The sequence below is a fragment of the Acidovorax sp. A79 genome, assembly GCF_041154505.1.
GTDB lineage: Bacteria > Pseudomonadota > Gammaproteobacteria > Burkholderiales > Burkholderiaceae_C > Acidovorax.
Genome location: NZ_AP028672.1, coordinates 3,850,896 through 3,874,033 on the forward strand (window position 1 = coordinate 3,850,896; position 23,138 = coordinate 3,874,033).

Here is a 23,138-nt window from a genome sequence, read left to right on the forward strand (position 1 = left end):
AGTTTTCCATGCAGTATTTCGTGACGGGGGCAACGGGTTTCATTGGCAAGCGGCTGGTCAAGAAGCTGCTGGAGCGCAAGGGCGCGGTGGTGCATTTCCTGCTTCGCAAGGAAAGCGCGGACAAGGTGGCCGACCTGCGCAGCTTCTGGGGCGTGGGTGCCACGCGCGCCATTCCCGTGTTTGGCGACCTCACCGCGAAGAAGCTGGGTGTGGCTGCGGAAGACGTCAAGAAGCTCAAGGGGCAGATCGACCACTTCTACCACCTGGCCGCCGTGTATGACCTCTCCGCGGACGAGGAAACCCAGGTCGCCGTGAACATCGAGGGCACGCGCAACACGGTCGATCTGGCCAAGGCCATCGACGCCGGGCACTTCCACCACGTCTCGTCCATCGCTGCCGCGGGCCTGTATGAAGGCGTGTTCCGCGAGGACATGTTCGAGGAGGCCGAGGGCCTGGACCACCCGTACTTCCAGACCAAGCACGAGAGCGAGAAGATCGTGCGCCAGGACTGCAAGGTGCCCTGGACGGTGTACCGCCCCGCCATGGTGGTGGGCGACAGCACGACCGGCGAGATGGACAAGATCGACGGCCCGTATTACTTCTTCAAGCTCATCCAGCGCCTGCGCCAGCTGCTGCCGCCCTGGATGCCCACCGTGGGCCTGGAGGGCGGGCGCGTGAACATCGTGCCGGTGGACTTCGTGGTGAACGCGCTCAACGTCATCAGCCACCAGAAGGACATCGGCAAGAAGTGCTTCCATCTGGTGGACCCGGTCGGCTACCGCGTGGGCGATGTGCTCGACATCTTCAGCCGCGCCGCGCATGCGCCGCGCATGAACCTGTTCGTCAACGCCGCGCTGCTCGGCTTCATCCCCAAGAGCATCAAGAAAAGCCTGATGGCCCTGGCGCCCGTGCGCCGCGTGCGCAATGCCGTCATGAAGGACCTGGGCCTGCCCGAGGACATGCTCACCTTCGTGAACTACCCCACGCGCTTTGACTGCCGCGAAACGCTGGCGGCGCTCAAGGGCTCGGGCGTGACCTGCCCCAACCTCAAGGACTACGCCTGGCGCCTGTGGGACTACTGGGAGCGCAATCTTGATCCCGAGCTGTTCATCGACCGCACGCTCAAGGGCACGGTGGCGGGCAAGGTCGTGCTGATCACCGGGGGGTCTTCGGGCATCGGCCTGGCGGCGGCGCACAAGTTCGCCGAGGCGGGTGCGACCACCATCATTTGCGGGCGTGACCAGGACAAGCTCGACGAGGCGTGCGCGGAGGCCAAGGCCAAGGGCTACGCCTTCATCGCGTATTCGGCCGACATCGCCGACATGACCGATTGCGACCGCTTCGTGCAGCTGCTGATCGACAACCACGGCGGCGTGGACTTCCTGATCAATAACGCGGGCCGCTCCATCCGCCGTGCCATCGAGTCGAGCTACGACCGCTTCCACGACTACGAGCGCACCATGCAGCTCAACTACTTCGGCTGCCTGCGCGTGACCATGGGCTTTCTGCCCGGCATGGTGGCCAAGCGCAAGGGCCATGTGGTCAACATCAGCTCCATCGGCGTGCTGACCAACGCGCCGCGCTTTTCGGCCTATGTGGCCAGCAAGGCGGCGCTGGATGCCTGGACACGCTGCGCATCGAGCGAGTTCGCCGACCAGGGCATCACCTTCACTACCATCAACATGCCGCTGGTGCGCACGCCCATGATCGCGCCCACCAAGATCTACAACAACGTGCCCACGCTGAGCCCCGAGGAGGCGGCCGACATGATCGCCCAGGCCTGCATCTTCAAGCCGGTGCGCATCGCCACGCGCCTGGGCATCACCGGCCAGCTGCTGCATGCGCTGGTGCCCCGCGTGGCGCAGATCACGATGAACACCAGCTTTCGCATGTTCCCGGATTCCACCGCCGCCGCCAAGGGTGACAAGGGCGCCAAGCCGCAGCTGTCGGCCGAGGCGGTGGCGCTGCAGCAGATGATGCGCGGCATCCACTTCTGACGACCGTCCGGCCCGCGCAGATGCCCATGCGTTGAACTCTGTTACCTGGTGGCCGGGCAGGGTGGGATAATCGCGGGTTCTGCCGAGCTGGCATTTCACACAGCCCTCCCTATGATTCTGGTTACTGGCGGCGCGGGTTTCATTGGCGCCAACTTCGTTCTTGACTGGCTTGCTGCCTCCAGCGAGCCCGTGGTCAACCTCGACAAGCTCACCTACGCTGGCAATCTGCACAACCTGGACAGTGTTCAGGGTGATGCGCGCCACATCTTCGTGCAGGGCGATATCGGCGACACCGCCCTGGTGGCCCGCCTGCTGGCCGAGCACAAGCCCCGCGCCGTGGTCAACTTCGCGGCCGAGTCGCATGTGGACCGTTCCATCCACGGGCCGGAAGACTTCATCCAGACCAACATCGTGGGATCGTTCCGCCTGCTGGAGGCCGTGCGCGCCCACTGGAGCGCGCTGCCCGAGTGCGAGCGCGCGGCGTTCCGCTTCCTGCATGTGTCCACCGACGAGGTGTACGGATCGCTGGCCCCCACCGACCCGGCCTTCGCCGAGACACGCGGCTTCGAGCCCAACAGCCCCTACAGCGCCAGCAAGGCCGCCAGCGACCACCTGGTGCGCGCCTGGCACCACACCTACGGCCTGCCGGTGCTCACCACCAACTGCAGCAACAACTACGGTCCCTATCACTTCCCCGAGAAGCTGATCCCGCTGATGATCGTCAACGCCCTGGCCGGCAAGAACCTGCCCGTGTATGGCGACGGCATGCAGGTGCGCGACTGGCTGTACGTGAAGGACCACTGCAGCGCCATCCGCCGCGTGCTCGAAGCCGGTGCGCCCGGCGAGACCTACAACGTGGGCGGCTGGAACGAGAAACCCAACATCGAGATCGTGAACATGGTGTGTGCGCTGCTCGACGAGCTGCGCCCCCGTGCCGACGGCCAGAGCTACCGCACCCAGATCACCTATGTGAAGGACCGCCCCGGCCACGACCGCCGCTACGCGATCGACGCGCGCAAGATCGAGCGCGAGCTGGGCTGGAAGCCTGCCGAAACCTTCGACACCGGCATCCGCAAGACGGTGCAGTGGTACCTGGAGCATGCCGACTGGGTGGCCAGCGTGCAGACCGGTGCCTACCGCGACTGGGTGCAGACCCAGTACGCGCAGGAGGCACCAGCCGCAGCCGTTGCGGACGCCAGCGCATGAACATCCTGCTCTTTGGCAAGGGCGGCCAGGTCGGGTGGGAGCTGCAGCGCAGCCTGTCCTTGCTGGGCACGGTAACGGCCCTGGACCATGACAGCACCGACCACTGCGGCGACTTTGCCAACCCGGCAGGGGTGGTCGACACGGTGCGCGCCCTGCGCCCCGACGTCATCGTCAATGCCGCGGCCCATACCGCCGTGGACAGGGCCGAGAGCGAGGCCGACTTTGCGCGCACGCTCAATGCCACCACTCCCGGCGCCATCGCGCAGGAGGCTGCGCGGCTGGGCGCCTGGCTGGTGCACTACAGCACCGACTATGTGTTCGACGGCAGCGGCCGCCGCCCCTGGGTGGAGACCGATGCGCCTGCCCCGTTGAGCGTCTACGGCCGCACCAAGCTCGAAGGCGAGCAGCTGATCGCAGAGGCCGGTGCCAAGCACCTGATCCTGCGCACCAGCTGGGTCTACGCCGCGCGCGGCGGCAACTTCGCCAAGACCATGCTGCGCCTGGCCCAGGAGCGCAATCGCCTGACCGTCATCGATGACCAGTGGGGAGCCCCCACCGGCGCGGACCTGCTGGCGGATGTGACCGCCCATGCACTGCGCCACCTGCAGCAGCGCCCGCAGGACGCCGGGCTCTACCACTGCGTGGCGGCCGGCGAGACGAACTGGAACGAATACGCAAAATACGTTCTTGCGCAAGCACAGCTTGTACAACCTGCTATTGAAATCAAAGCAAAAGAAGTGGCGCCAGTTCCGACAAGCGCATTCCCCACCCCTGCGGTGCGCCCTCACAACTCGCGCTTGAACACAGGCAAGCTGCAGGCCGCCTTTGGCCTGCAGATGCCGCCTTGGCAGTCTGGCGTGGCGCGCATGCTGGCTGAAACTCTCTGAACGGCACCTGACCATGACGCAACGCAAAGGCATCATCCTCGCCGGAGGCTCTGGCACCCGGCTGCACCCGGCCACCCTGGCCATCAGCAAGCAACTGCTGCCGGTCTACGACAAGCCCATGATCTACTACCCGCTGAGCACGCTGATGCTCGCGGGCATCCGTGACATCCTGGTCATCAGCACGCCGCAGGACACCCCGCGCTTCGAGCAACTGCTGGGCGATGGCAGCCAGTGGGGGCTGAACCTGCAATATGCCGTGCAGCCCAGCCCGGATGGCCTGGCCCAGGCCTTCATCATCGGTGAAGCATTCCTGGACGGCGCGCCCAGTGCCCTGGTGCTGGGGGACAACATCTTCTACGGCCATGATTTCCATGAGCTGCTCGGCAATGCACAGCAGCGCACGGTGGGTGCCAGCGTGTTTGCCTACCATGTGCACGACCCGGAACGCTATGGCGTGGCTGAATTCGACGCACAGGGCAAGGTGCTGTCCCTGGAGGAAAAGCCCGCCCAGCCCAAGAGCAGCTATGCCGTCACCGGCCTGTACTTCTATGACAGCCAGGTGGCACAGATGGCAAAGAGTCTCAAGCCGTCGCCACGGGGTGAACTTGAAATCACCGACCTGAACCGCCTGTACCTGGACCAGGGCCAGCTGAATGTCGAGATCATGGGCCGTGGCTACGCCTGGCTGGACACGGGCACCCACGAGAGCCTGCTGGAGGCCAGCCAGTTCATTGCCACGCTGGAGCACCGCCAGGGCCTCAAGATCGCGTGCCCTGAAGAAATCGCCTGGCGCTCGAACTGGATCGACAGTGCCCAGCTCGAGCGCCTGGCCCAGCCTCTGTCCAAGAACGGTTACGGCCAGTACCTTCAGCGCCTGCTGAACGACAAAGTTTATTGAACCGCCATGCATTCCATCCGCCAATCCATCCCTGATGTCGTACTGATCGAGCCCAAGGTGTTCGGCGACAGCCGGGGGTTCTTCTACGAGAGCTTCAACCAGCAGGCCTTCCAGGAGGCTACCGGCGTCCAGTGCGACTTCGTGCAGGACAACCACAGCCGAAGCAGCCAGGGCGTGCTGCGTGGCCTGCACTACCAGCTGCCTCCCAGGGCCCAGGGCAAGCTGGTGCGGGTGGTGCGGGGCGCGGCGTTTGATGTCGCCGTTGACATCCGCAAGGGATCGCCCACCTTTGGCCAGTGGGTCGGAGCGCTGCTGACGGAAGACAACCACCGGCAGCTCTGGGTGCCGCCGGGGCTTGCCCATGGTTTCCTGGTGGTGTCCGAATCGGCTGATTTCCTCTACAAGACCACCGATTACTACAGCCCTGAGCACGAACGCTGCATCCGCTGGGACGATCCACAGCTGGCCATCGCCTGGCCTGCCGTCGATGCCGCCATCCAGCTGTCCGCGAAGGACCAGGCGGGACGCTGGTTCGCCGAGGCGGACCTTTGAGCTTGGCACCGACGCAGGTGCTTGCGACCGGCGCCCGCACAAATCCGGCCGCGCTGCGGATCGCCATCCTCGGAGCCCGGGGCATTCCGGCGAGTTATGGGGGGTTCGAGACATTCGCCGAACAGCTCGCTACCCGCCTGGTGGCGCGGGGCCATGAGGTCACCGTGTATGCGGAAACCGGCGAGTCGTCGGTGCAGGACACTTTCTACCAGGGTGTTCGCGTGCGGTACAAGCGCCGTCCGCGGTGGGGGGCGGCATCGGTCCTGGCCTACGATTGTGCTTGCCTCTGGGATGCCTGCCGTGGCTACGACCTTGTCTACATGCTGGGCTATGGCGCTGCATGGGCCTGCTGGTGGCCCCGGGTGTTCGGTGTCCCGGTCTGGATCAACGTGGATGGGCTCGAATGGGCCCGCAGCAAATGGGGCCGGGGCGCGCGCCTGTATTTGCGTTGCATGGAATGGGTAACCACCAAGGCCGCGACGCGCCTCATCGCCGACGCCGAGGCCATTGCGCAGCGGTTCCGCCAGACCTATCCCCGGGGGGCGCCGTCGAGCTTCATCGCCTACGGCGCGGAACTGGTCGAGGGGCGGCAAGTGGACCCTGCCGTGCTTTCCCTCTGGGGCCTGCAAGCCCATCGGTACATGCTGGTGGTGGCGCGGCCCGAGCCAGAGAACCATATCCTCGAGATCATCCAGGGCCATGTGATGCACGGCGGAGACTGGCCACTCGTCATCGTGGGGGATGTCTCGGGTGCCACGGCCTACCAGCGGCAGTTGCAGCAGCACGCGAGTGAGCGCGTGCGGTTCATCGGGGGCATCTACGACGGCGGGCAGCTGGCGAGCCTGCGCGTGCATGCCGCCTGCTACCTGCATGGCCATTCGGTGGGGGGGACGAACCCTTCGCTTCTGGAGGCCCTGGCCTGTGGAAACTGGGTGATCGCGCACGACAACCCGTTCAACCGCGAGGTTGCGCGCGATGCGGCCGACTATTTTGCGACCCCCGAGCAGCTCGCGCGCAGCCTGGATCTGGTGGTGCGCGAGTCGGACGCCCTGCGGCACCGGCGCGCCCAGCGCGCGCGGGGCATTGTGGCGGAGCACTACACCTGGGATGGCATCACGGATGCCTATGAGGCGCTGATGCATTCGGAATGCCGCCCTCGCAGCGCGGCGGCAGGCACGAGGGCGCCGTGATCTCCCACGCGGATGGGCCCATTTCCTTGCCCGCTGGATCCGGCGGGGCTGCCACCACGGCGCTGCCGCTGGTGGATGTGCTGCTGGCAACCTACAACGGGGCCAAGTACCTCGAAGGCCAGCTCGACTCGATCTGGGCCCAGACACACAGGAACTTCCGGCTCCTGGTCAGCGACGATGGCTCCTCGGATGCGACGCTGGCGATCCTGGAGCGCTCCAAGGAGCGCTTTGGCGAGCAGCTGGTGGTGCTGCCCCATCCGTCGCGTGGCCATGGGGTTGTCCGCAATTTCGAGAATCTCATGGCAGCCAGCCTGCGTGACGGGCTGGCGGAATGGGCCGTGTTCTCGGACCAGGACGATGTCTGGCTGCCCCGGAAAATAGAGGTTTCGTTGCAGGAGATGATGCGGATGGAGGAGGAAGGAGGGCGTGGCCTGCCCTGCCTGGTCCATGGCGATCTGACCGTGGTCGACGAGAGCCTGAATGTGATCTCCGATTCGTTCGCCGCGTACCAGAGGATGGATCCCCGGCAATGTTCCCCGCTCTCCCTGCTCAGCGTGAACGAGGTGACGGGATGCACGATGATGGTGAACCGCACCCTGCTGCAGATGGCCTTGCCCATGCCGCCCCATGCCATCATGCATGACTGGTGGTGTGCGCTGGTGAGCGGGAGTGGCCGTCGGAGCTTCCTTCGCACCCCGCAGATCCTGTACCGCCAGCATGGCGCCAATCAACTGGGCGCCAAGGACCGCAGCCTGGGGACGCGCTTGCTGCGCTTTTTCACCAACGGCCGCGGGGTCGTCAGGCGCGTCAGGTCGCTGGGAGAGGGCACCTATCTGCAGGCCCGGGCGCTGCAGCAGCGGTTGCGAGCCCTGGGGCTGGACGAGGGCTACGTGTCAAAATACTTGGCGTGGAGGGACGGGCCGCTTGTGGCGAGGATTGTGGGATATCGCCAATATTATGTGGGTCCCGAGCTGGATCGATTAAGCCGCTGTTTGTTGTGGTTCAAGTGATTCGCCCCTGCGGGTGATGCAAATCATGCCTGGGTATTTTGGTTGTTGAAAGAATGTTCAAAGGCGTCGGTAATGAAGCTCTCGGCTGAAGTAGGTGAAGTGGAAAGCGTTGATGTCGCTGCGCCCAGGCTCGGGGAGATGCTCCTTGCGGACCAGAAATTGTCGCGCAACGACCTGGAGAGGGCGCTGGAGGTCCAGCGCTCCATGGGCGGACGCCTGGGCCGCCTGCTCATCAGCCTGGGACTGGTTTCCGAGGTCGACGTGTACGCCGCACTCTCCCGGCAGATTGACCTGCCTCTGGTGCGCCAGGACGCCTTCCCCAAGGAGAAGCCCGCCACGTCGCGGCTCAATACCAGCTTCTTGCTGGCCAACAACCTGCTTCCCCTGGGCAATGCGGAGGATGCGGACTCCATGCCGGAGTTTGCATCGGTGGACCCCCGGAGCGCTGCATTGCGCGATGCATTGCGCCTGGTGTTCGGGGATGTGCCGAAGATATTCTTCGGCCTCGAAACCGAAATATCCAGCCAGCTCAACGAGTGGTACGTCCAGGACCCCGAACAGAACGAAGAAACCGGGGGCGACCAGTTCGAGGCCTCCGAATTCATCGAGCACCTGCGGGACATGGCCTCGGAGGCCCCCATCATCCAGCGGGTGAGCCACATCCTTTCACAGGCGGTGGCAGCCCAGGCCTCGGACATCCATATCGAAACCTACGAAGAAAAATCGGTGGTCCGCATTCGGGTGGACGGCGAGCTGTATCCCATCGACGAGATCGACAACAAGGATGCCCCCGCGGTCGTGTCCCGCATCAAGATCCTCTCGCAACTGGACATTGCGGAACGCCGGATGCCCCAGGATGGCCGCACCAAGCTGCGCGTGCATGGAAAGGAAATGGACTCGCGCGTGTCCACCATCCCCACCATGTTCGGCGAATCCGTCGTCATGCGGTTGCTGGAAAAAAACTTCGACCTGCTTTCACTGGAAAGCCTGCATTTCACGCCGCCCACGCTGAAAACCATGCGCCAGCTTCTGAGCGTGCCGCATGGCATCTTTCTGGTGACAGGGCCCACGGGGTCGGGTAAATCCACTACGCTGTATGCCTCGATGCAGGAGCTGGAGGGCGAAAACCTCAAGATCCTGACGGTGGAAGACCCGGTGGAGTACCGGTTGCAGTGGCTCAACCAGGTGCAGGTGCAGCCCCAGATCGGACTGACCTTTGCCAAGGTGCTGCGCTCTTTCCTGCGCCAGGACCCGGACGTCATCATGATCGGAGAAATGCGCGATGGCGAAACCGCCGAAATCGCCGTGCAGGCCGCGCTGACGGGTCACCTGGTCATGTCCACGCTGCACACCAACAGTGCGCTCGGCGCCATCGTCCGCCTGATCAACATGGGGGTGGAGCCCTATCTGATCACGGCATCCGTGGTCGGCGTGCTGGCGCAACGCCTGGTGCGCAAGCTGTGCGAGGAGTGCAAGACCCCGCTTTTGCCGGACCAGGCGCAGGCCGCGGCGGCATCCCTGGGGGTGCCTTTGCAAGAGGGGCAGGTCATTTACAAATCCGTGGGTTGTGCCGCCTGCCGGGGCACGGGCTATCGGGGGCGGATCGCCGTCCATGAACTGCTGGTCCTCACGGAAGACGTCAAGAAGGTGGTCCTTGAAAGGGGCTCCAAGCTCAGCAGCGAAGACGGCGCCTATGCCGGGGGGAACTTGTTGCAGGATGGCGCCACCAAGGTCTTCAAGGGTCTGACAACGGCAGAAGAAGTCCTGCGCGTCGCTCGTCAAAATGATTGAATTTCAATACGATGGCATCACGTCCGAGGGCAAGGCCTGCCAGGGGACCGTCCGCGCGCTGAATCTGGAAAGTGCGCGGCTGCGGCTTATCGGGCAGGGCGTGACACCGGTGCGCATCGCGGATGGATCGGGGGCGGTCTCCCAGGATGAGCCGCAAGGCCGGGGCGCAAAGCTCAAGCGCAGCGAAATACTGCTGTTCAGCCGTGAAATGGCACACCTCAAGCAGGCCAACATGCCGCTCGACAAGGCGCTGGTCATGCTCAAGGAGACGGCGAACACGGAGCGGCTGAAAGCATTCATTGCCAAGGTGGAGGAGGGGGTACGGGGCGGGAAATCGCTGTACCAGTCTCTGCTGCCTTTCGAGCGGGACCTGGGGCGCCAGTATCTGGTCCTGATACGGGCCGGGGAAACCTCTGGTTCGCTGCATGTGGTCCTGAAGGAACTCACGGTCCAGCTCGAGGCCGAGGACAAGCTGCGCAACTACGTCATTTCTTCCATGACGTACCCGGTCATCTTGCTGGTGGTCGCTGTCTTGTCCGTCGTTCTCCTGCTGGCGTTCGTGGTTCCCCAGTTCCGGGAAATCTTCGACTCCATGGGCGACAAGCTGCCCTATTCGACCCGGCTGGTGGTCGACCTCAGCGATCTGATCCGCTCCCACTGGATGGCGATCCTGTTAGGCTTGGCGGTTGCGCTGTTCCTGGGCTCGCGATGGAGCGCAACGCCCACGGGGCGGTTGCGTCTCGACAGCGTGCTGCTGGATCTTCCCCTGTTCGGCAAGGTGCTGCGGAACCTGCAGTTCGCCATCTATTTCCGGACCTTCGGCATTTTGCTGCAGCGGGGCGTTCCGATGGTGGATGCCTTGCGCATTGCAGTGGATACGTTGACCAATACCGCGCTGCGCAAGGATATCGAGCCGCTGGTCGGTATCGTGAAAACCGGCAAGCGGCTTTCCACGGGTTTTTCGTCTCCGTACTTTGCAAAATCCAGCACTCCGCAGCTCATTCGCGTGGCAGAGGAAACCGGCCAACTGGATATTACGCTGCTGGGCTTGGCGGATCGCTACGAGGATGAGGGCCGCCGGACCATGGGGCGTGTCTTGGCGGCCATGGAGCCTTTGATAATTATTATTCTGGGGGCCTTGGTCGCATTCATCATTATTGCAATCCTGGGCGGTGTCTTGTCGATTAACGACACAATTTGATTTTGATTGTTTAAGAGATTTGATATGAATGTAAAGAATTCTGGCAGCAACGGAATGGCGCGGGCGAAGCGTTCGTCGGGCTTCACACTGATCGAATTGCTGGTGGTGTTGGTGATCCTCACGCTGCTTGCAGGGCTGGTGGGCCCGAAGGTGCTGGATCAGCTTGGCGGCGCCAAGTCCAAGACCGCCCGTATTCAGATTTCTGAAATCGAACAAAGCCTGGATCTCTTCAAACTGGATGTGGGCCGTTACCCCAACGACGCCGAGGGGCTGCGCGCCCTGGCGGACCGGCCCGCGACAGCGCCGGGCTGGAATGGCCCATACTTGAAGAAGGGTCTGCCTTCTGACCCATGGGGTGCCGCCTATCTTTACAAGAACCCGGGCCGCAACGGGGGGCCGGACGTGTTTTCCCTGGGGGCCGATGCCAAGCAGGGCGGGGATGGCGAAAACTCGGACGTTTTTAACTGAGCCGCGTCCCCGTTTGCAGCACCGCTTGGTGGTTTCTTTCGCATGAGCCCTCTCTTGATGGCGCCACTGCGCCGCGTCCAGGGCTTCACTTTGCTGGAGATGCTGGTCGTGCTGGTGCTGGCCGCCATTACCGTGTCGGTGGTCGGCGCCGGGGGGCAGGCGTACATGGAGCGGTCTCGCTACAGCCAGGTGGTGCGGGACGTCTCCAGCCAGCTCAACAAGGCGCGCGCACTCAGTGTTCAGGAGGGCCGGCCGGTGACCGTGACCTACCAGCCGGAAATCCGCAGGCTTGTAGTGGACGGACGGTTGACCCTGGACGTGCCTGGACCATTGCTGGTTCAGTGGGAAGCCATCGAACGCAATCCCAAGTCCACCAAGGCTGCAGGCGCAGCGGGAGAGCCGATTTTTGTGTTCAGTGCAGACGGTGGTGCTCGAGGCGGGCGGTTGGCGGTCCTGCGCGGCGGGCAAGGTGTCACTTTTCGCGTGAACTGGTTGCTGGGAACGGTGGAGCAAGCCACGACCGTGGCCCCGTCATGACGGTGAAACGCTGCCTGCCCCTTTTTCTGAACCCGCGTTTTCAGCAATGCAGGCGAGAGCCTCGACCGCAGCGGGGTTTCAGCCTGCTGGAGGCGCTGGTTGCCATGGCCATCGCTTCCATCGCACTGGCAAGCCTCTATCGAAGCGTGGGGCAAAGCTCCAAGAACGTCGTGGATGTGGAGGCTCGCGTGGAGGCCTCTTTGGTGGCCAGGTCGGCACTGGCCGCCGGGGTTTATGCCGAGGATCTGATCAAGCAGGATTCCGGGCAGTCGGGCGTGTGGCGCTGGCGCATCCAGGTGGTGCCCGAGCAGGTTCCCATGATGGACGAAAGCGGTCGTCCTGCGCCAGGAGAGCCGGTGCGCGCCGCGAGGGTCACGGTGGAGGTCAGCAGAGACGGGATGACCGCGGTGACGTGGACCACCTGGAAGCCATACAGGTCTGCGCCATGAGCCAGGCCTTTCGAAAAACCTCTCGCGGGTTCACCTTGCTGGAACTGCTGATCGCCCTGGCCGTCACGGCCGCCGTGGTGGCGCTGATGTTTGCGGGTGTCGGCGTGATAGGCCGCTCCGCGGAGCGCAACCAGCGGGTGATCGACAGGTCCGATCGGATGATGGTGGTGAGCCAATGGCTGGGGCGCAAGTTTGACACCCTGCGTTTGTTGAGCCGGCGCAACGAAAACACCTTCGTGAACTTCTTCAGCGGGAATGCTGCAGGCGTCATATGGGTGGCACCGCTGCCGGAGCGAGGCGACGCCGGTGGACTCTATGTATTCCGTACAAATCCTCTGCGCCATCAGGACGGACGGGTCGATCTGTCGATTGAAGCTGTTCCCTACGATGGCGCATTGATGGCGCTGGATTGGAGCCGTGCCTTGCGCGAGACGCTTTTGGCGGACGTGAGAACACTTCAATGGCATTACCAGGATGGGCAGACGGGTGAATGGACGCAGCAATGGGATTCCGCCAAGGCGCAGTACCCGGCGCGGATCCGGGTTGAAATTGCTGACGCGCAAGGGGATTGGCCCCCGTTGGTATTTCCGTTGGTGAGGGCGCGGTGATGGTCCAGGGTATCCGTGGTAGCCGGGGCGCCGCATTGATTCTGGTGCTATGGCTGGTTGCTTCGCTGTCGTTGGTCGTGATGGCGAGTGCCCGCGGCGTGCGCCAACAAACGCAGCGCGCTGCGCTGGATATGGAACGCATGCGCGCGGAGTCCGTGCTGGATGCTGCAATCGAATTGGCAGCGCAGCGAACGATGTCCGAGAAAACTGCCGACAGTTGGTACCGCATTCAGCGTCTGCCGCTGGGGTCGCAGGAGGTATGGGTTGAAATCACACCTTCCGGTGGGCTGGTCGACGTGAATGTCGCCAGTGAAGCCTTGATGCAGGCATTGTTTCAACGGGCTGGCGGATTGTCATCGGGCGAGGCCGCAATTTTGACCTCTCGCGTGAAAGACTACATTGATCCGGACGATACGCCTGGCGGCGTAGGGGGCGCTGAGGCGGCTCAGTACCGTGGGGCTGGCTGGCCTTCGATGCCGCGCAACGGGGCGCTTGATGACCTCTCCGAATTGCGATCGGTGCTGGGTATGACGTCCGAGCTCTATGAGATAATCGCGCCCCATTTGGGCATCAATGGGCAGCAGCGCATCGAAATCGATTCAGCCCCCCCCGCATTGATCGACGCTCTGACAGGGCAGCCAGGCTTGGGGGCGCGCATTCACAAATCCCCTCCAGAAACGCGAGCTGGGGTACTCCTGACGGGAGCAGCCGCTGAATTCTTTTCGCCTGCCCGTGCGGGCGGTGGGCAGACCGTACGCCTCAAGGCGTTTGTGCAGACTGAGGGCGATCGGTGGTGGCAGCGTGAGGCGTGGGTTGATCTCAGCGAGCGCCCGGGCAATTTGACGCCCTGGACAATGCTCTCGCTGGAGCCGACACGCCGCTATAACAAGCCGGAACAGGAATTCAAGCCATGACAGGTTGGGGGCAACTATCTCTTCGTGCGCAAAAGGCGCTGGACCGACTGGCCTGGGGTTTCGGTGATCTCAAGCGTGTCCTGGTGGAGCATGGGGCTTGGCCCTCGCTCGCGAATCCAGCCGTGGCTCCCGACGGCGGGCGCTGGTCCATTGCAGGCACACGCCTGCGCAAGCGTACCAACAGCCGCAAGGCGGCCAGCCTGCTGGTGCCAGAAGCTGACTGCCTATGGGGTACGGTGCAGTTGCCGGACATGCCCCAGCGCTCCCTGGTCGGGGGGGTGGAGGAAGCCCTTTGGCGGGTTTCGCCCATGCCTCCAGAGCAAATCGTGGCCGCGTGGCGTGCCGAGCCGAAGGCCCAGGGCGGATGGGTGGTCGAGTGGGGCATGTGCCGGCGCAGTGCCCTGGAGCAGCAACTGGCGCAGCATGGATTTGCGGGGAACGCCCCGGTGTACATGGTGCGCCAAGGGCGCGCTCTCCCTGTCCACGGTGCGGCATGGCAAAAGCAGAGCAGCCGCCAGCGCTGGATAGATGGCGCCGCCGCGGCATTTTTGCTGCTGTTGCTGCTCGCCTTGTCGCTGCCTGCCGCGATGCCGCTGGTGCTGAAGCGGCAGGCGGTGGTCCGCGCCGTGGAGCATGTCAGCATGCTTGAGCCCAAGGCAGCCCCTCTTCGGCAAAAGATGGATGAACTGCGCAATCAGGCTGGAATGGCGGAGGACTTGCGAAAGAGCATCGTGACTGACATGCCTCTGGCCAGCGTGATTGATGGACTGTCATCTGCCATCCCCTCCGATACCTGGCTGGATCGCATCGAGGTCAACGGCCCCGAGGTGAAGATCACGGGTTTGACCGCCAATGCCACAGAGCTCATCGGATACCTTGGGCGGCAGCCTGGATTTGCCGATGTGCGGGCCACCGCCGCGAACGTGCGGGACAGCACGTTGAACAAGGAGCGCTTCACCATCGAGCTACGGTGGCGAGGTGAGGGAGCAAAGCCATGAAGATGAATATTTGGCGGCGACATTCGATGGTCTTGCTCCTGGTGCTGTTCATAGGCGTTCTCGCATGTGCAGCACTGATCTATCGATCCCTCTGGGTCCGGTACGACGGCGCACTCCGCCAGCTGGAGCCGCGCAGTGAGCGGCTGGAAGGGGTGGTGAATGCAGGTTCCGAAATCGAAACACTGCTCGGTTCTGTCAGCAGCACCGTGGCCCCTTTGCTTCACCCAGCCGGGGAAACTGCACAGAACGACATTCAGCAGAAACTTCGCCAGTTGATCATGGCCTCTGGCAGCACGCTGGTTTCCTCGCAGGTCGCCTTGGAGCCAGGAGGGGATGGCAAGCTGGCGCGCATCCGCCTGACGGCTACCGTCAGTGGCGAATGGGCCAAACTCGTGAGTTTCATGGAAAGCCTGCAGACACAGCGTGCACCTTTCTGGGTGCGCACGGCCAACATCATGCGCGAAGGGGCCAGCTCTGGGCCCGGCCCTCAGACCGCCCGGCTGACGCTGCAATTGGAAGCTCCCTTGGCTCCAGAAAAGGCCAAGCCATGATCAAGCCCTGGTATCTTGGTCCCGTGCTGGCGATTGCCGCCCTGGCAGCCAGTGCGTACTGGTGGCATGCCGAAAAAGATCGTTGGAGTCCGCCGTCCCCGCGCAAGCCCGATCTGCCCAAGGTCGAGCCCATGCCACAGCCAATCAAGGTTCACGCGAAGCAGGCCGTGGAGCGGCCTTTGTTCTGGGCATCCCGGCGCCCGGTGGTGGTGGATGAGAAGAAAAGCAGTTTGGTCACGGAGCTGTCGCAGTCTCGCCTCACCGCCGTGCTGGAGTCTGGTGCGCAGCGTGTGGCGATCCTGCTGCGCGCTGACGGCACGACCCTCAAGGTAACTGGGGAAACCAAACCGTGGCGGTTGGAATCATTTGACGGTCGCAAGGCGGTGTTTGTGTCGGCTGACGACCAGCGCGTAGAGCGCCCGCTGGAGGCGGGTAGCGTCGTTGCGGCGCCGAAAGCCGGCCCCATCGGCGACCGCCTGCGCAGGCCCGCCACAAATCAGTAAGCCACAGCGGCATATCCCATATTGGAGCTATATCTCTATGAACATTCGGCCATCCATCCTTTTGCTGGCGTTGCTGGCTGCCGGTTGCGCCAGTACGCAGGGAGGACCTGCCGCGGCCCCTTCTTCCGATTCGAAAATGGAACCGGCCAAAGAGGTGGCCGCGACCTCGCTGAACCTCGCACCGACTACCGCACCCGTACCGGCTGCGCCAGCGGCGGCAAGCCCTGCGGAGGCCGCCTCGGCCGCCAAGCCGCCGGTGCCAAAGAGCGCACCTTCCAGCACGCGCCTTTTTCCTGGAAATGACCAATTCTTCAAGCGCGATGTTGCTCCCCGGGTAGACCCCGTTCTCGCAAAGGGGGACAAGGTCTCCCTCAACTTCGAGAATGTCACGGTCGGCAATCTGGCGGTGGCTCTGCTGGGTGACCTGCTCAAGCTCAACTACACCATTGACGCCGGGGGAGAGACGGTGGTGAGCCTGCATACTCGCCAGCCACTGCTGCGCAGCCAGGTCCTGGACGTGCTGGATGCGGTGCTTCTGCCCCACGATCTGGCGATCGTGCGCGACAACGCAGGGGTTTATCACGTCACCAAGCGCACCGTCACTCTGGGTGCGCGCCCGGTGGTGGGGGCTTCGCGTTTCAAGGACCTGTCGGGTGCAGGCACTGTCATCGTTCCGCTGAACCACATCGCTGCGGCCGAGATGGCCAAGATACTCGCGCCCATCGCACCACGTGAAGCCATTGTCTATGTGGATCCCATGCGCAACCTGCTGGTGCTGCAGGGCAGCAAGGCCCAGCTGGGCGGCTGGCTGGAAATGGTGGAGGCGTTTGACGTGGACTTCCTCTCTGGCATGTCGCTGGGGGTGTTCGTGCTGGAAAACGCCAATGTCAATGTGGTGCGTGACTCCCTGCAGGCGTTGCTTGGTGGCGACAAGGCCTCCGACCCTTATGGCGGGGGCGGAGCTGGTGCAGCCCCTGGCGGAGGCGCGCCGGGAGCTGCCGGTGGGGGGGCTGGCGCTAGTGCTGGCGCCAGCGGTGCTGCGGCACAGATGGCCAATCCGCTGGGGGGCTTGATCCGCGTGTTTCCGGTGGAACGACTCAATGCCTTGGTTGTTGTGACCCCGCGCAGCCATCTGCTGGCCCAGGTCGAGACCTGGATTCGCCGTCTGGATCGTCCTACCGATACTCTTGAGGCCAGCCTTTTTGTGTATCCGGTGCAGAACGGGTCTGCCTTGCAACTGGCGGAAATGCTCAATGGTTTGTTTGGCGGCCAGTCCGGGCAAGCCAAGTCGAGCGGTGTTGCAGCGGGCTCCGCACCGACGCAGTTCTCGCAGGGTGCGGGTCTGGGAGGAGGGCTGGGTACGGCCAGTTCTGGCAATACCGGGCTTTCTGGCAATGGTGGAACGGGCAGTAGTCCGCTCGGTGCAGGCCTCGGTGCGGGAGGCAACAAAACCTCTTCCAACAACACCTCACAGACATCGACCAGCCAATTGGACGGTAACGTGCGCGTGGTTGCCGATGAGAAGCGCAATGCGCTGCTGATCCGGGCGCCGCGAACTGAATATCGTCGGATTGAACAGGCCTTGCGCGAACTTGACAAGGCCCCAATGCAAGTGTTGATCGAGGCCAGTATCGTAGAGGTGAGCCTCACGGGTAACCTGGAATATGGCGTTGAGTGGTACTTGCAGAACGGTCTTAGCAGGGACCGTCAAGGTGGGGCGCTGTTGGACCTCGGCACCAGCGGCATAGGCCCCAAAGTGCCTGGTTTTTCGTACACCATCAGTAAGGCGAACGTAGTTCGCGCCGCGCTGAACGCCGTTGCCACTAAATCCCAGGTGCGGTTGTTGTCCAGTCCGTCTATCTTGGTTCTGAACAACCACACCGCCAACATTCAGGTCGGCCAGCAACAACCTATCCTGAGTTCAACTTCGGCCGCTACTGGCGGTAATTTTATCAGTCAGTCCATTACATACAAAGACACTGGGGTGCTGCTCTCCGTCACGCCATCCGTCAATGCGGGGGGGTTGATATCCATGGATATCTCTCAGCAAGTCACCGATGTGGGTGAGGAGGACGATGTGACGAAACAGCGGTCCTTTCAGACCCGGCAAATACAAACGCGTGTCGCAGTGCGTTCCGGTGAGTCCATCGTTCTGGGCGGATTGATCCGTGAAAATGACAGCAACACCCGTAGCGGTTTGCCGGGGCTTGCAAGCGTCCCATTGTTGGGAGCCCTGTTCTCCAATACGTCAAACCTGCGTAACCGCACGGAGCTGTTGGTGTTAATGACGCCCCGTGCCTTGGAAGACGATGATCAGCTGCGTTCGGCCAGTGCGGAGATGCGCGAACGCATGCGCTCTTTGTCCTTGCAAGCCCAGCCAATGAGTTTCCGCCCGCCAGATGCCCCGTTGCAACCCTCGCGCTGAATGCGTCTGGCTACTGCAGCTCTAGCCAACGTCGCGCCTTCCATATATAGATAGTCAATCAGGAGATTCTTAACATGACAAGACCTGTTACCCGTCGTCATTTTGTCGTGACCCTGGCAGCGCCTGCGGTTCTGGCGGTGCTCGTGGGCTGCGCCGCCACTGGCGGTGCAGTGGTGTCGGCTGAAGATGACCAAGCAGCACTTCTAGCCCGGTCGAAAGCGTACTGGACACTTATTCAGAAAAACGACCGTGTAGGCGCATGGGCCTATGAGACGTTGTCCAAGGATCCGAGCGCCACCTTGGAAGGCTATCTCAAGCGTGGGGGCATTGCATTTGATGCCGTAGAGGTGCGTGGGGTGCGCAGCATTGATGGAGATCGCGCGACCGTCAGTGTGTGGATGCGGTACTCCCTGCCACTGTTGCGTGTAAAAAAACAGGAAGTCGTTGTAGACGACGAATGGCGCCGGATTGATGGTGCGTGGCATCATGTGCAGCGCCGTAGTGCCATGTTCCCAACACAGTAGTCGTGGTTCGTTGTTTGAGTGCAACAAACGCACGCGCAGTGGTTTTCTGACTGAAATAGGTTGAAAAAATCGAAGGTATCAGTATAAGATTGCATCAACCCAAACGGAGTACGGATGGGTTGCAGATCCCGCACAGGGTGGGAAAGCTTCCTTCAATTATCTAAGGACTGAGAAGATGAAAAAATTTGCAATGGCAGCCGTTGCAGCCGCTGCGCTGAGTGCAGGTGTGGCGCAGGCGTACACCGTGGGTACGTACAGCAATGGTTTCGTGGTTCCTAACGTGATCCACAATGGCGATGCCGATACCACTGCTGTTGGTATCGTCAATCAAACCGGCAATGTTGTGCCTGTGTTCTGGACGTTCTTCGATGCGAACTCCAACCACGTCACCGACGGTTGCTTCCCCATGACCAACAAGGACTTTGAGCCCTTCGTTTGGTCGCAGCAATCCGGTAACGGTCTGGCTGGCACGCGTGGCTACTTGGTGTTTGCTGTCGGTGCAAACACTTCTTCCACCAGTGCTGCCACCGCATGTAACGTGGCTAATGCAACGGCTGGTGCAGCTGCTAATGGTCAAATCGGTGCCAGCGCCTTCCAGGTGACCACCGCTGCCCAAGACGTGGCTTATGTTCCAGTGATCGACGGTCCTCTGAATCTCGCCACTGGTTCCGATTTGACCATTCTGGGTCCAAATAGCCTGCTGTCCGTTGGCGGCGCTCGTGCTGTTGGTGCTTTTGCTGTTGCTCCAGCAACGCCTAACCCTTCGTTCAGCATGCGTTATGCTATTGACAATACGGCTAATGCTGGCCTGGAAACTCGTATTGTGGTTTGGTCGACTGGTGACCAGCGTGGTACCCACACGGTCAACATGTATGATGCGGCTCAAAACCGTAAGTCTGTGAACTTCGCTCTGGCTGAGGCCGAGCTGGCGTTCTTCAACCCAGAAACGATCCCTGGCCGTCCTGCAAACTTTGGCGATGGCTTCATCGAGTGGGCGCCCATGTCTGCTGAGCCAGCTGACTATCCAGGTGTTGGTGGCCAATCGCTGTTCTCCCTGGGTGGCTCCGTGTTCACGTACAGCGTGATCTCTATGCCTGCCTTCGGTGCTGTGCAGTCCATCCTCGGCACGCACAACTAATTTTCTTGACATGCGCGGCGGTTTACGCTGTGCATAAAAAAGAAAAGCAAGTGGCCCCACTGGGGTTGCTCCAAAAAAATGGCGCCGTTCGGCGCCATTTTTTTTGCATGTCTGGGGTCTCTATGAAATTGTCTTGCTCTGTTCCTTTTCGACTTCTTGCTGTGCTGGGCGTTTGGGGGCTGGCGGGCTGCCAGATGCAGCCCGTATCTGTTGAAGGAGGAGGGGCTCCTCCTGCCAAGGCGCCAGTCACTCAAGAGGCTTCTGATCGAACGGTCATTGAAGCTCACATGGTCTGGGGTGGTGAGGTGCGCTGTTTTGCCAAGGGCGAATGTCGCTTCGTGTTGGTCGAGCATGAAGAGGGGCGGGTGGTTCTGCACCAACTCAGTGGAAGGACTTCTCGTCAGCTGGATCGCCAACCTGTGGCCTACCATCCAGATTCTGCTGTATGGTTGTCGGACACTTTAGTGGCTGCAGCTGTTGAGGCTACGGGTAGTCTCGATATCTTCAGGGTTGAGGGCGAGCGCCTGGTGCGGATACATCAGGCGCCTGTCGGTTTTGCTCCGCGTGATGTGATCTTGGTCAGTGCGTCACAAGGTCGATACAAGTTGTTGGCAACACCATACAGCGGAAAGAATGTGACTTGGATTGATTGGCACGAAGACAATCGACAAGCGGCGGTATCCAAAAATGTGCGTTGGTGTGAGGCGCCTTGGCATCCTGTTCGCGTGACCAAAATTCCTGGCTTGGCAGGTGGTGGGTTTGCTGTTGCTTGTCTTGACGATCGCAAGGTTGTCGCAGTCTCGGATTCAGATCTTTTGGCGACCCCCCGGGTGCTTGCCACTTTTGGTGCCGTCGCTCGCCATGCGCGACCTTCGCCTTCGGGCCAATGGTTGTATGTGGCTTTAGAGACCGGTGCACGCAATGCCCGTATCAACATGCAAACCGGGGAACTCCAGTACATCCAGTCACCTCTGACGGGCAGTGTTGCTGTCGCTCCACTGTCTGACGATCTGGTCGTGTGGGCTGAAGATGGAAAGATGTACCTGCAGCGCCTGGATGCTGACGCTAAGGTATTGGACACACGCTGGATAAAGACTAGCGGGTTCTCTACGGGTTTGCAGCTCATCGATGTGGATGGCGATGGTGAGCAAGATCTGGTGGTGCTCAATTCCGTCGATACCGTCGTGGATGTGATCTACGGCCCGCTTTGGGATCGCGCTGTCGAACGCCTGTGAATTTGTTTTTTGTAGTTATTTCTATGACCCCCTCTTTGTGCAATCCGGGCTGGCTTCGAGCCTTTGTAATGTGTGTTGCGGCCGCTACTGCCTCGTTGGTAGGTGCGTCGGAGACACTGGTTCGTCTATCTAATGGTGAAACGATCAGTCAAGATGACTTTTCGGCCTATGTGGAGAAGCGGATAGATCTGCGGGCGTCCAGTCGCAACGTTTGGGGTGTGCAAACTGTATTGCGAGAAATGGCCACGGTGCGCGTACTCTCCCTGGAGGGCGCACAAATAGGGGAGCCGCGCCAAGAAGGAAGAGAGGAGCAGCGTTTTGATGATGTCTATGCGCACGCTGTCCATACCAAGTTGCTTCCTGTATGTGCGCCTCCTGCCGACGAGAGGGCATCGCGCCAGTATTTCAACAACAACCCTCAGGCATTCCGGGTGCCGCCGATGGCACGGCTAAGTCGAGTAATTCTTCCTGCATCCGAGACCTTGGAGGGTGAACCTGCCGCAGCATGGCTTATGAAAGAGGCGGAAGCTGTGGCTTCGGGGAAGAAGTCGTTTGATGATTTGGTCAAGCAAGCAGAAGCTGTGTACAAGCTGGACCCTCAAGGCGATTTGGGGTGGATTACCCTCTTTGACGAAGATGCCAGTGTGCTGCGTGTTTTGGCCACGACAAAACAAGGGGAGATGGTAGGCCCACTGCGCGAAGGTGATTTCACCTATCTTTTCAAGGTGAATGAAAAGCGGGAAGGACGTCAGCTGGCATGGGAAGAAGTGGCGGTATCCGTGCCAGCCCGGGCAGTGTCCTTCTGTCGCCAGGAGGGGGTCAAGAAGGTTCGGAGCGATCTGTTCACGAAGTACGGTGTTGAGCTGGATAACACTGCAATTCGGGCGCTGTTCCAGAAACAGTCTGCAGCAAAATAGTTGCCTCAAAATCAGCGACCAGGGTAGTGTAGTCGTGCTTTGGAGGGGCGCAGTACAATGGTCGGTTTTGCGGATTGCGATGGCATCGTTGCTAGAAGGCGCAATCTGACGATCAGGCGCATAGCGCCCTCTTTCTAGTGAGACCCTGCAGCTCTGCCAATGACTGAAATACGCGCCTCCGTGTTGATCCCCGTCAAGAACGGAGGGCCTTTGTTGGGTGATGTGCTGGATGCCGTGCTGGCCCAGAAAGCGCCATGGCCCTTTGAGGTCATTGTGGTGGATTCCGGCTCCTCCGATGACTCAGTGAAGTGCGCCCGGCAGCGCGGTGTTCGCGTGGAGAGCATTCCAGCTGCAGAATTTGGGCACGGGCGCACCCGCAATTTGCTCGCCTCCATGGCAAGGGGGCAGTTCCTTGTGTTCATTACGCAAGACGCGCGGCCCGCGAGTCCACAATGGCTTTTCAACATGGTCCAAGGCTGTGATGCAGAGCCTGGTGTGGCCGGTGCTTTCGGCCCTCATCGCGCGCATCCGCATGCGCGGCATGTCACCCACTGCGAATTGAATCAACACTTTGCAGGGTTTGGAGACAAGCTCTCAGTGATTCGTCTGGAAGACCGTGCGCGGTTCGCCAGTGACCCTGGTTACCGCCAATGGCTTCACTTTTTCTCCAGCAACAATTCATGCATTCGCCGTGCGGTCTGGGAGCAGCTGCCTTTGCCAGAGGTGGCTTTTGCAGAAGATCAAACATGGGCTTTGCGCGCTATCGAGGCCGGGCACGCGAAAGCCTTTGTGCCTGACGCAGTTGTTTACCATTCACACGACTTCGGTGTCTGGGAGACACTGCAGCGCAATTTTGACGAAGCGCGTTCTTTCAACCTCTATTTTGGCTACCGCATTCAGGACAGCCTGGTGCAGGCCTTGAAATCCGGCGTGCACCTTGCAAAGCGTGATCTGGGCTGGCTGCGCAGCGGGGGATTGCGCGGCTGGCGGCTCTTCAAGAACGCGGGCTACATGAGCCTTGTGGAAATGGCGCGGGTCGCAGGGCAGTACCTGGGCACCCGGCACGACCGCTTGCCGGCATGGCTATTGCGCTCGGTGTCGCGCGATGAGCAATTGCAGCGCGCGGGAGCGGCCTGACC

The 23,138-nt window shown here is 61.7% G+C and carries 23 protein-coding genes; all 23 read left to right on the forward strand.

Features of this window, described 5'->3' with window-relative positions; genetic code table 11:
- Positions 1-8: 8 nt before the first annotated feature.
- Positions 9-1,997 (forward strand): SDR family oxidoreductase, encoded by a 1,989-nt coding sequence (locus ACAM51_RS17635; protein ID WP_369641344.1) that lies wholly within the window; start codon positions 9-11, stop codon positions 1,995-1,997.
- Between the two features lie 111 nt (positions 1,998-2,108).
- Positions 2,109-3,203 carry a dTDP-glucose 4,6-dehydratase gene (gene rfbB, locus ACAM51_RS17640; RefSeq protein WP_369641345.1) on the forward strand — a complete coding sequence of 365 codons (1,095 nt, stop codon included), beginning with the start codon at positions 2,109-2,111 and terminating at the stop codon, positions 3,201-3,203.
- Complete coding sequence (rfbD, locus tag ACAM51_RS17645; protein WP_369641346.1) at positions 3,200-4,090, forward strand: dTDP-4-dehydrorhamnose reductase; 891 nt, start codon at positions 3,200-3,202, stop codon at positions 4,088-4,090. The genes rfbB and rfbD overlap by 4 nt, the downstream gene beginning before the upstream one ends.
- A gap of 13 nt (positions 4,091-4,103) precedes the next feature.
- Positions 4,104-4,988 carry a glucose-1-phosphate thymidylyltransferase RfbA gene (rfbA, locus tag ACAM51_RS17650; protein WP_218293182.1) on the forward strand — a complete coding sequence of 295 codons (885 nt, stop codon included), beginning with the start codon at positions 4,104-4,106 and terminating at the stop codon, positions 4,986-4,988.
- Positions 4,989-4,994: 6 nt separating this feature from the next.
- A complete protein-coding gene (gene rfbC, locus ACAM51_RS17655) occupies positions 4,995-5,540 on the forward strand; it encodes a dTDP-4-dehydrorhamnose 3,5-epimerase (RefSeq protein ID WP_218293183.1) in 546 nt (181 codons plus the stop codon).
- 2 nt (positions 5,541-5,542) lie between these two features.
- A complete protein-coding gene (locus ACAM51_RS17660) occupies positions 5,543-6,730 on the forward strand; it encodes a DUF1972 domain-containing protein (protein ID WP_369641347.1) in 1,188 nt (395 codons plus the stop codon).
- A complete protein-coding gene (locus ACAM51_RS17665; RefSeq protein ID WP_369641348.1) occupies positions 6,727-7,740 on the forward strand; it encodes a glycosyltransferase family 2 protein in 1,014 nt (337 codons plus the stop codon). The genes ACAM51_RS17660 and ACAM51_RS17665 overlap by 4 nt, the downstream gene beginning before the upstream one ends.
- Positions 7,741-7,812: 72 nt before the next feature.
- Positions 7,813-9,531, forward strand: a complete 1,719-nt coding sequence (locus tag ACAM51_RS17670; protein ID WP_218340511.1) for a GspE/PulE family protein — start codon at positions 7,813-7,815, stop codon at positions 9,529-9,531.
- A complete protein-coding gene (locus ACAM51_RS17675) occupies positions 9,524-10,732 on the forward strand; it encodes a type II secretion system F family protein (RefSeq protein WP_369641349.1) in 1,209 nt (402 codons plus the stop codon). Before ACAM51_RS17670 ends, ACAM51_RS17675 begins: the two co-directional genes overlap by 8 nt.
- A gap of 24 nt (positions 10,733-10,756) precedes the next feature.
- Complete coding sequence (gene gspG / locus ACAM51_RS17680) at positions 10,757-11,200, forward strand: type II secretion system major pseudopilin GspG (RefSeq protein ID WP_255591270.1); 444 nt, start codon at positions 10,757-10,759, stop codon at positions 11,198-11,200.
- 42 nt (positions 11,201-11,242) lie between these two features.
- Positions 11,243-11,737, forward strand: coding sequence for a GspH/FimT family pseudopilin (locus ACAM51_RS17685; protein WP_369641350.1), 495 nt, complete (start codon positions 11,243-11,245; stop codon positions 11,735-11,737).
- Positions 11,734-12,186 (forward strand): prepilin-type N-terminal cleavage/methylation domain-containing protein, encoded by a 453-nt coding sequence (locus tag ACAM51_RS17690; RefSeq protein WP_369641351.1) that lies wholly within the window; start codon positions 11,734-11,736, stop codon positions 12,184-12,186. The genes ACAM51_RS17685 and ACAM51_RS17690 overlap by 4 nt, the downstream gene beginning before the upstream one ends.
- Positions 12,183-12,794 carry a prepilin-type N-terminal cleavage/methylation domain-containing protein gene (locus ACAM51_RS17695; RefSeq protein ID WP_369641352.1) on the forward strand — a complete coding sequence of 204 codons (612 nt, stop codon included), beginning with the start codon at positions 12,183-12,185 and terminating at the stop codon, positions 12,792-12,794. Before ACAM51_RS17690 ends, ACAM51_RS17695 begins: the two co-directional genes overlap by 4 nt.
- A complete protein-coding gene (locus ACAM51_RS17700) occupies positions 12,794-13,708 on the forward strand; it encodes a general secretion pathway protein GspK (RefSeq protein ID WP_369641353.1) in 915 nt (304 codons plus the stop codon). Before ACAM51_RS17695 ends, ACAM51_RS17700 begins: the two co-directional genes overlap by 1 nt.
- Positions 13,705-14,706: a PilN domain-containing protein gene (locus ACAM51_RS17705; protein WP_369641354.1), complete on the forward strand. Its 1,002-nt coding sequence runs from the start codon at positions 13,705-13,707 to the stop codon at positions 14,704-14,706. The genes ACAM51_RS17700 and ACAM51_RS17705 overlap by 4 nt, the downstream gene beginning before the upstream one ends.
- Positions 14,703-15,257, forward strand: coding sequence for a GspMb/PilO family protein (locus ACAM51_RS17710; protein WP_369641355.1), 555 nt, complete (start codon positions 14,703-14,705; stop codon positions 15,255-15,257). Before ACAM51_RS17705 ends, ACAM51_RS17710 begins: the two co-directional genes overlap by 4 nt.
- On the forward strand, positions 15,254-15,760 hold the full coding sequence (locus ACAM51_RS17715; protein ID WP_369641356.1) for a hypothetical protein: 507 nt from the start codon (positions 15,254-15,256) through the stop codon (positions 15,758-15,760). The genes ACAM51_RS17710 and ACAM51_RS17715 overlap by 4 nt, the downstream gene beginning before the upstream one ends.
- 37 nt (positions 15,761-15,797) lie before the next feature.
- A complete protein-coding gene (gspD, locus tag ACAM51_RS17720; protein WP_369641357.1) occupies positions 15,798-18,185 on the forward strand; it encodes a type II secretion system secretin GspD in 2,388 nt (795 codons plus the stop codon).
- 74 nt (positions 18,186-18,259) lie between these two features.
- Positions 18,260-18,709, forward strand: coding sequence for a hypothetical protein (locus tag ACAM51_RS17725; protein WP_369641358.1), 450 nt, complete (start codon positions 18,260-18,262; stop codon positions 18,707-18,709).
- Between the two features lie 175 nt (positions 18,710-18,884).
- Positions 18,885-19,847: a hypothetical protein gene (locus ACAM51_RS17730; RefSeq protein WP_369641359.1), complete on the forward strand. Its 963-nt coding sequence runs from the start codon at positions 18,885-18,887 to the stop codon at positions 19,845-19,847.
- A gap of 29 nt (positions 19,848-19,876) precedes the next feature.
- Positions 19,877-21,082: an FG-GAP repeat domain-containing protein gene (locus tag ACAM51_RS17735; protein ID WP_369641360.1), complete on the forward strand. Its 1,206-nt coding sequence runs from the start codon at positions 19,877-19,879 to the stop codon at positions 21,080-21,082.
- 23 nt (positions 21,083-21,105) lie between these two features.
- Positions 21,106-21,999: a peptidylprolyl isomerase gene (locus ACAM51_RS17740; protein WP_369641361.1), complete on the forward strand. Its 894-nt coding sequence runs from the start codon at positions 21,106-21,108 to the stop codon at positions 21,997-21,999.
- A gap of 180 nt (positions 22,000-22,179) precedes the next feature.
- Positions 22,180-23,136: a glycosyltransferase family 2 protein gene (locus tag ACAM51_RS17745; protein WP_369641362.1), complete on the forward strand. Its 957-nt coding sequence runs from the start codon at positions 22,180-22,182 to the stop codon at positions 23,134-23,136.
- Positions 23,137-23,138: the final 2 nt, after the last annotated feature.

Excerpts from the sequence above, each read along its gene's own strand:
- ACAM51_RS17635 (WP_369641344.1), top strand. The coding sequence starts at position 9 with ATGCAGTATTTCGTGACGGGGGCAACGGGTTTCATTGGCAAGCGGCTG.
- rfbB (WP_369641345.1), top strand. The coding sequence starts at position 2,109 with ATGATTCTGGTTACTGGCGGCGCGGGTTTCATTGGCGCCAACTTCGTT.
- rfbD (WP_369641346.1), top strand. The coding sequence starts at position 3,200 with ATGAACATCCTGCTCTTTGGCAAGGGCGGCCAGGTCGGGTGGGAGCTG.
- rfbA (WP_218293182.1), top strand. The coding sequence starts at position 4,104 with ATGACGCAACGCAAAGGCATCATCCTCGCCGGAGGCTCTGGCACCCGG.
- rfbC (WP_218293183.1), top strand. The coding sequence starts at position 4,995 with ATGCATTCCATCCGCCAATCCATCCCTGATGTCGTACTGATCGAGCCC.
- ACAM51_RS17670 (WP_218340511.1), top strand. The coding sequence starts at position 7,813 with ATGAAGCTCTCGGCTGAAGTAGGTGAAGTGGAAAGCGTTGATGTCGCT.
- ACAM51_RS17675 (WP_369641349.1), top strand. The coding sequence starts at position 9,524 with ATGATTGAATTTCAATACGATGGCATCACGTCCGAGGGCAAGGCCTGC.
- gspG (WP_255591270.1), top strand. The coding sequence starts at position 10,757 with ATGAATGTAAAGAATTCTGGCAGCAACGGAATGGCGCGGGCGAAGCGT.
- ACAM51_RS17685 (WP_369641350.1), top strand. The coding sequence starts at position 11,243 with ATGAGCCCTCTCTTGATGGCGCCACTGCGCCGCGTCCAGGGCTTCACT.
- ACAM51_RS17690 (WP_369641351.1), top strand. The coding sequence starts at position 11,734 with ATGACGGTGAAACGCTGCCTGCCCCTTTTTCTGAACCCGCGTTTTCAG.
- ACAM51_RS17695 (WP_369641352.1), top strand. The coding sequence starts at position 12,183 with ATGAGCCAGGCCTTTCGAAAAACCTCTCGCGGGTTCACCTTGCTGGAA.
- ACAM51_RS17700 (WP_369641353.1), top strand. The coding sequence starts at position 12,794 with ATGGTCCAGGGTATCCGTGGTAGCCGGGGCGCCGCATTGATTCTGGTG.
- ACAM51_RS17705 (WP_369641354.1), top strand. The coding sequence starts at position 13,705 with ATGACAGGTTGGGGGCAACTATCTCTTCGTGCGCAAAAGGCGCTGGAC.
- ACAM51_RS17710 (WP_369641355.1), top strand. The coding sequence starts at position 14,703 with ATGAAGATGAATATTTGGCGGCGACATTCGATGGTCTTGCTCCTGGTG.
- ACAM51_RS17715 (WP_369641356.1), top strand. The coding sequence starts at position 15,254 with ATGATCAAGCCCTGGTATCTTGGTCCCGTGCTGGCGATTGCCGCCCTG.
- gspD (WP_369641357.1), top strand. The coding sequence starts at position 15,798 with ATGAACATTCGGCCATCCATCCTTTTGCTGGCGTTGCTGGCTGCCGGT.
- ACAM51_RS17725 (WP_369641358.1), top strand. The coding sequence starts at position 18,260 with ATGACAAGACCTGTTACCCGTCGTCATTTTGTCGTGACCCTGGCAGCG.
- ACAM51_RS17730 (WP_369641359.1), top strand. The coding sequence starts at position 18,885 with ATGAAAAAATTTGCAATGGCAGCCGTTGCAGCCGCTGCGCTGAGTGCA.
- ACAM51_RS17740 (WP_369641361.1), top strand. The coding sequence starts at position 21,106 with ATGACCCCCTCTTTGTGCAATCCGGGCTGGCTTCGAGCCTTTGTAATG.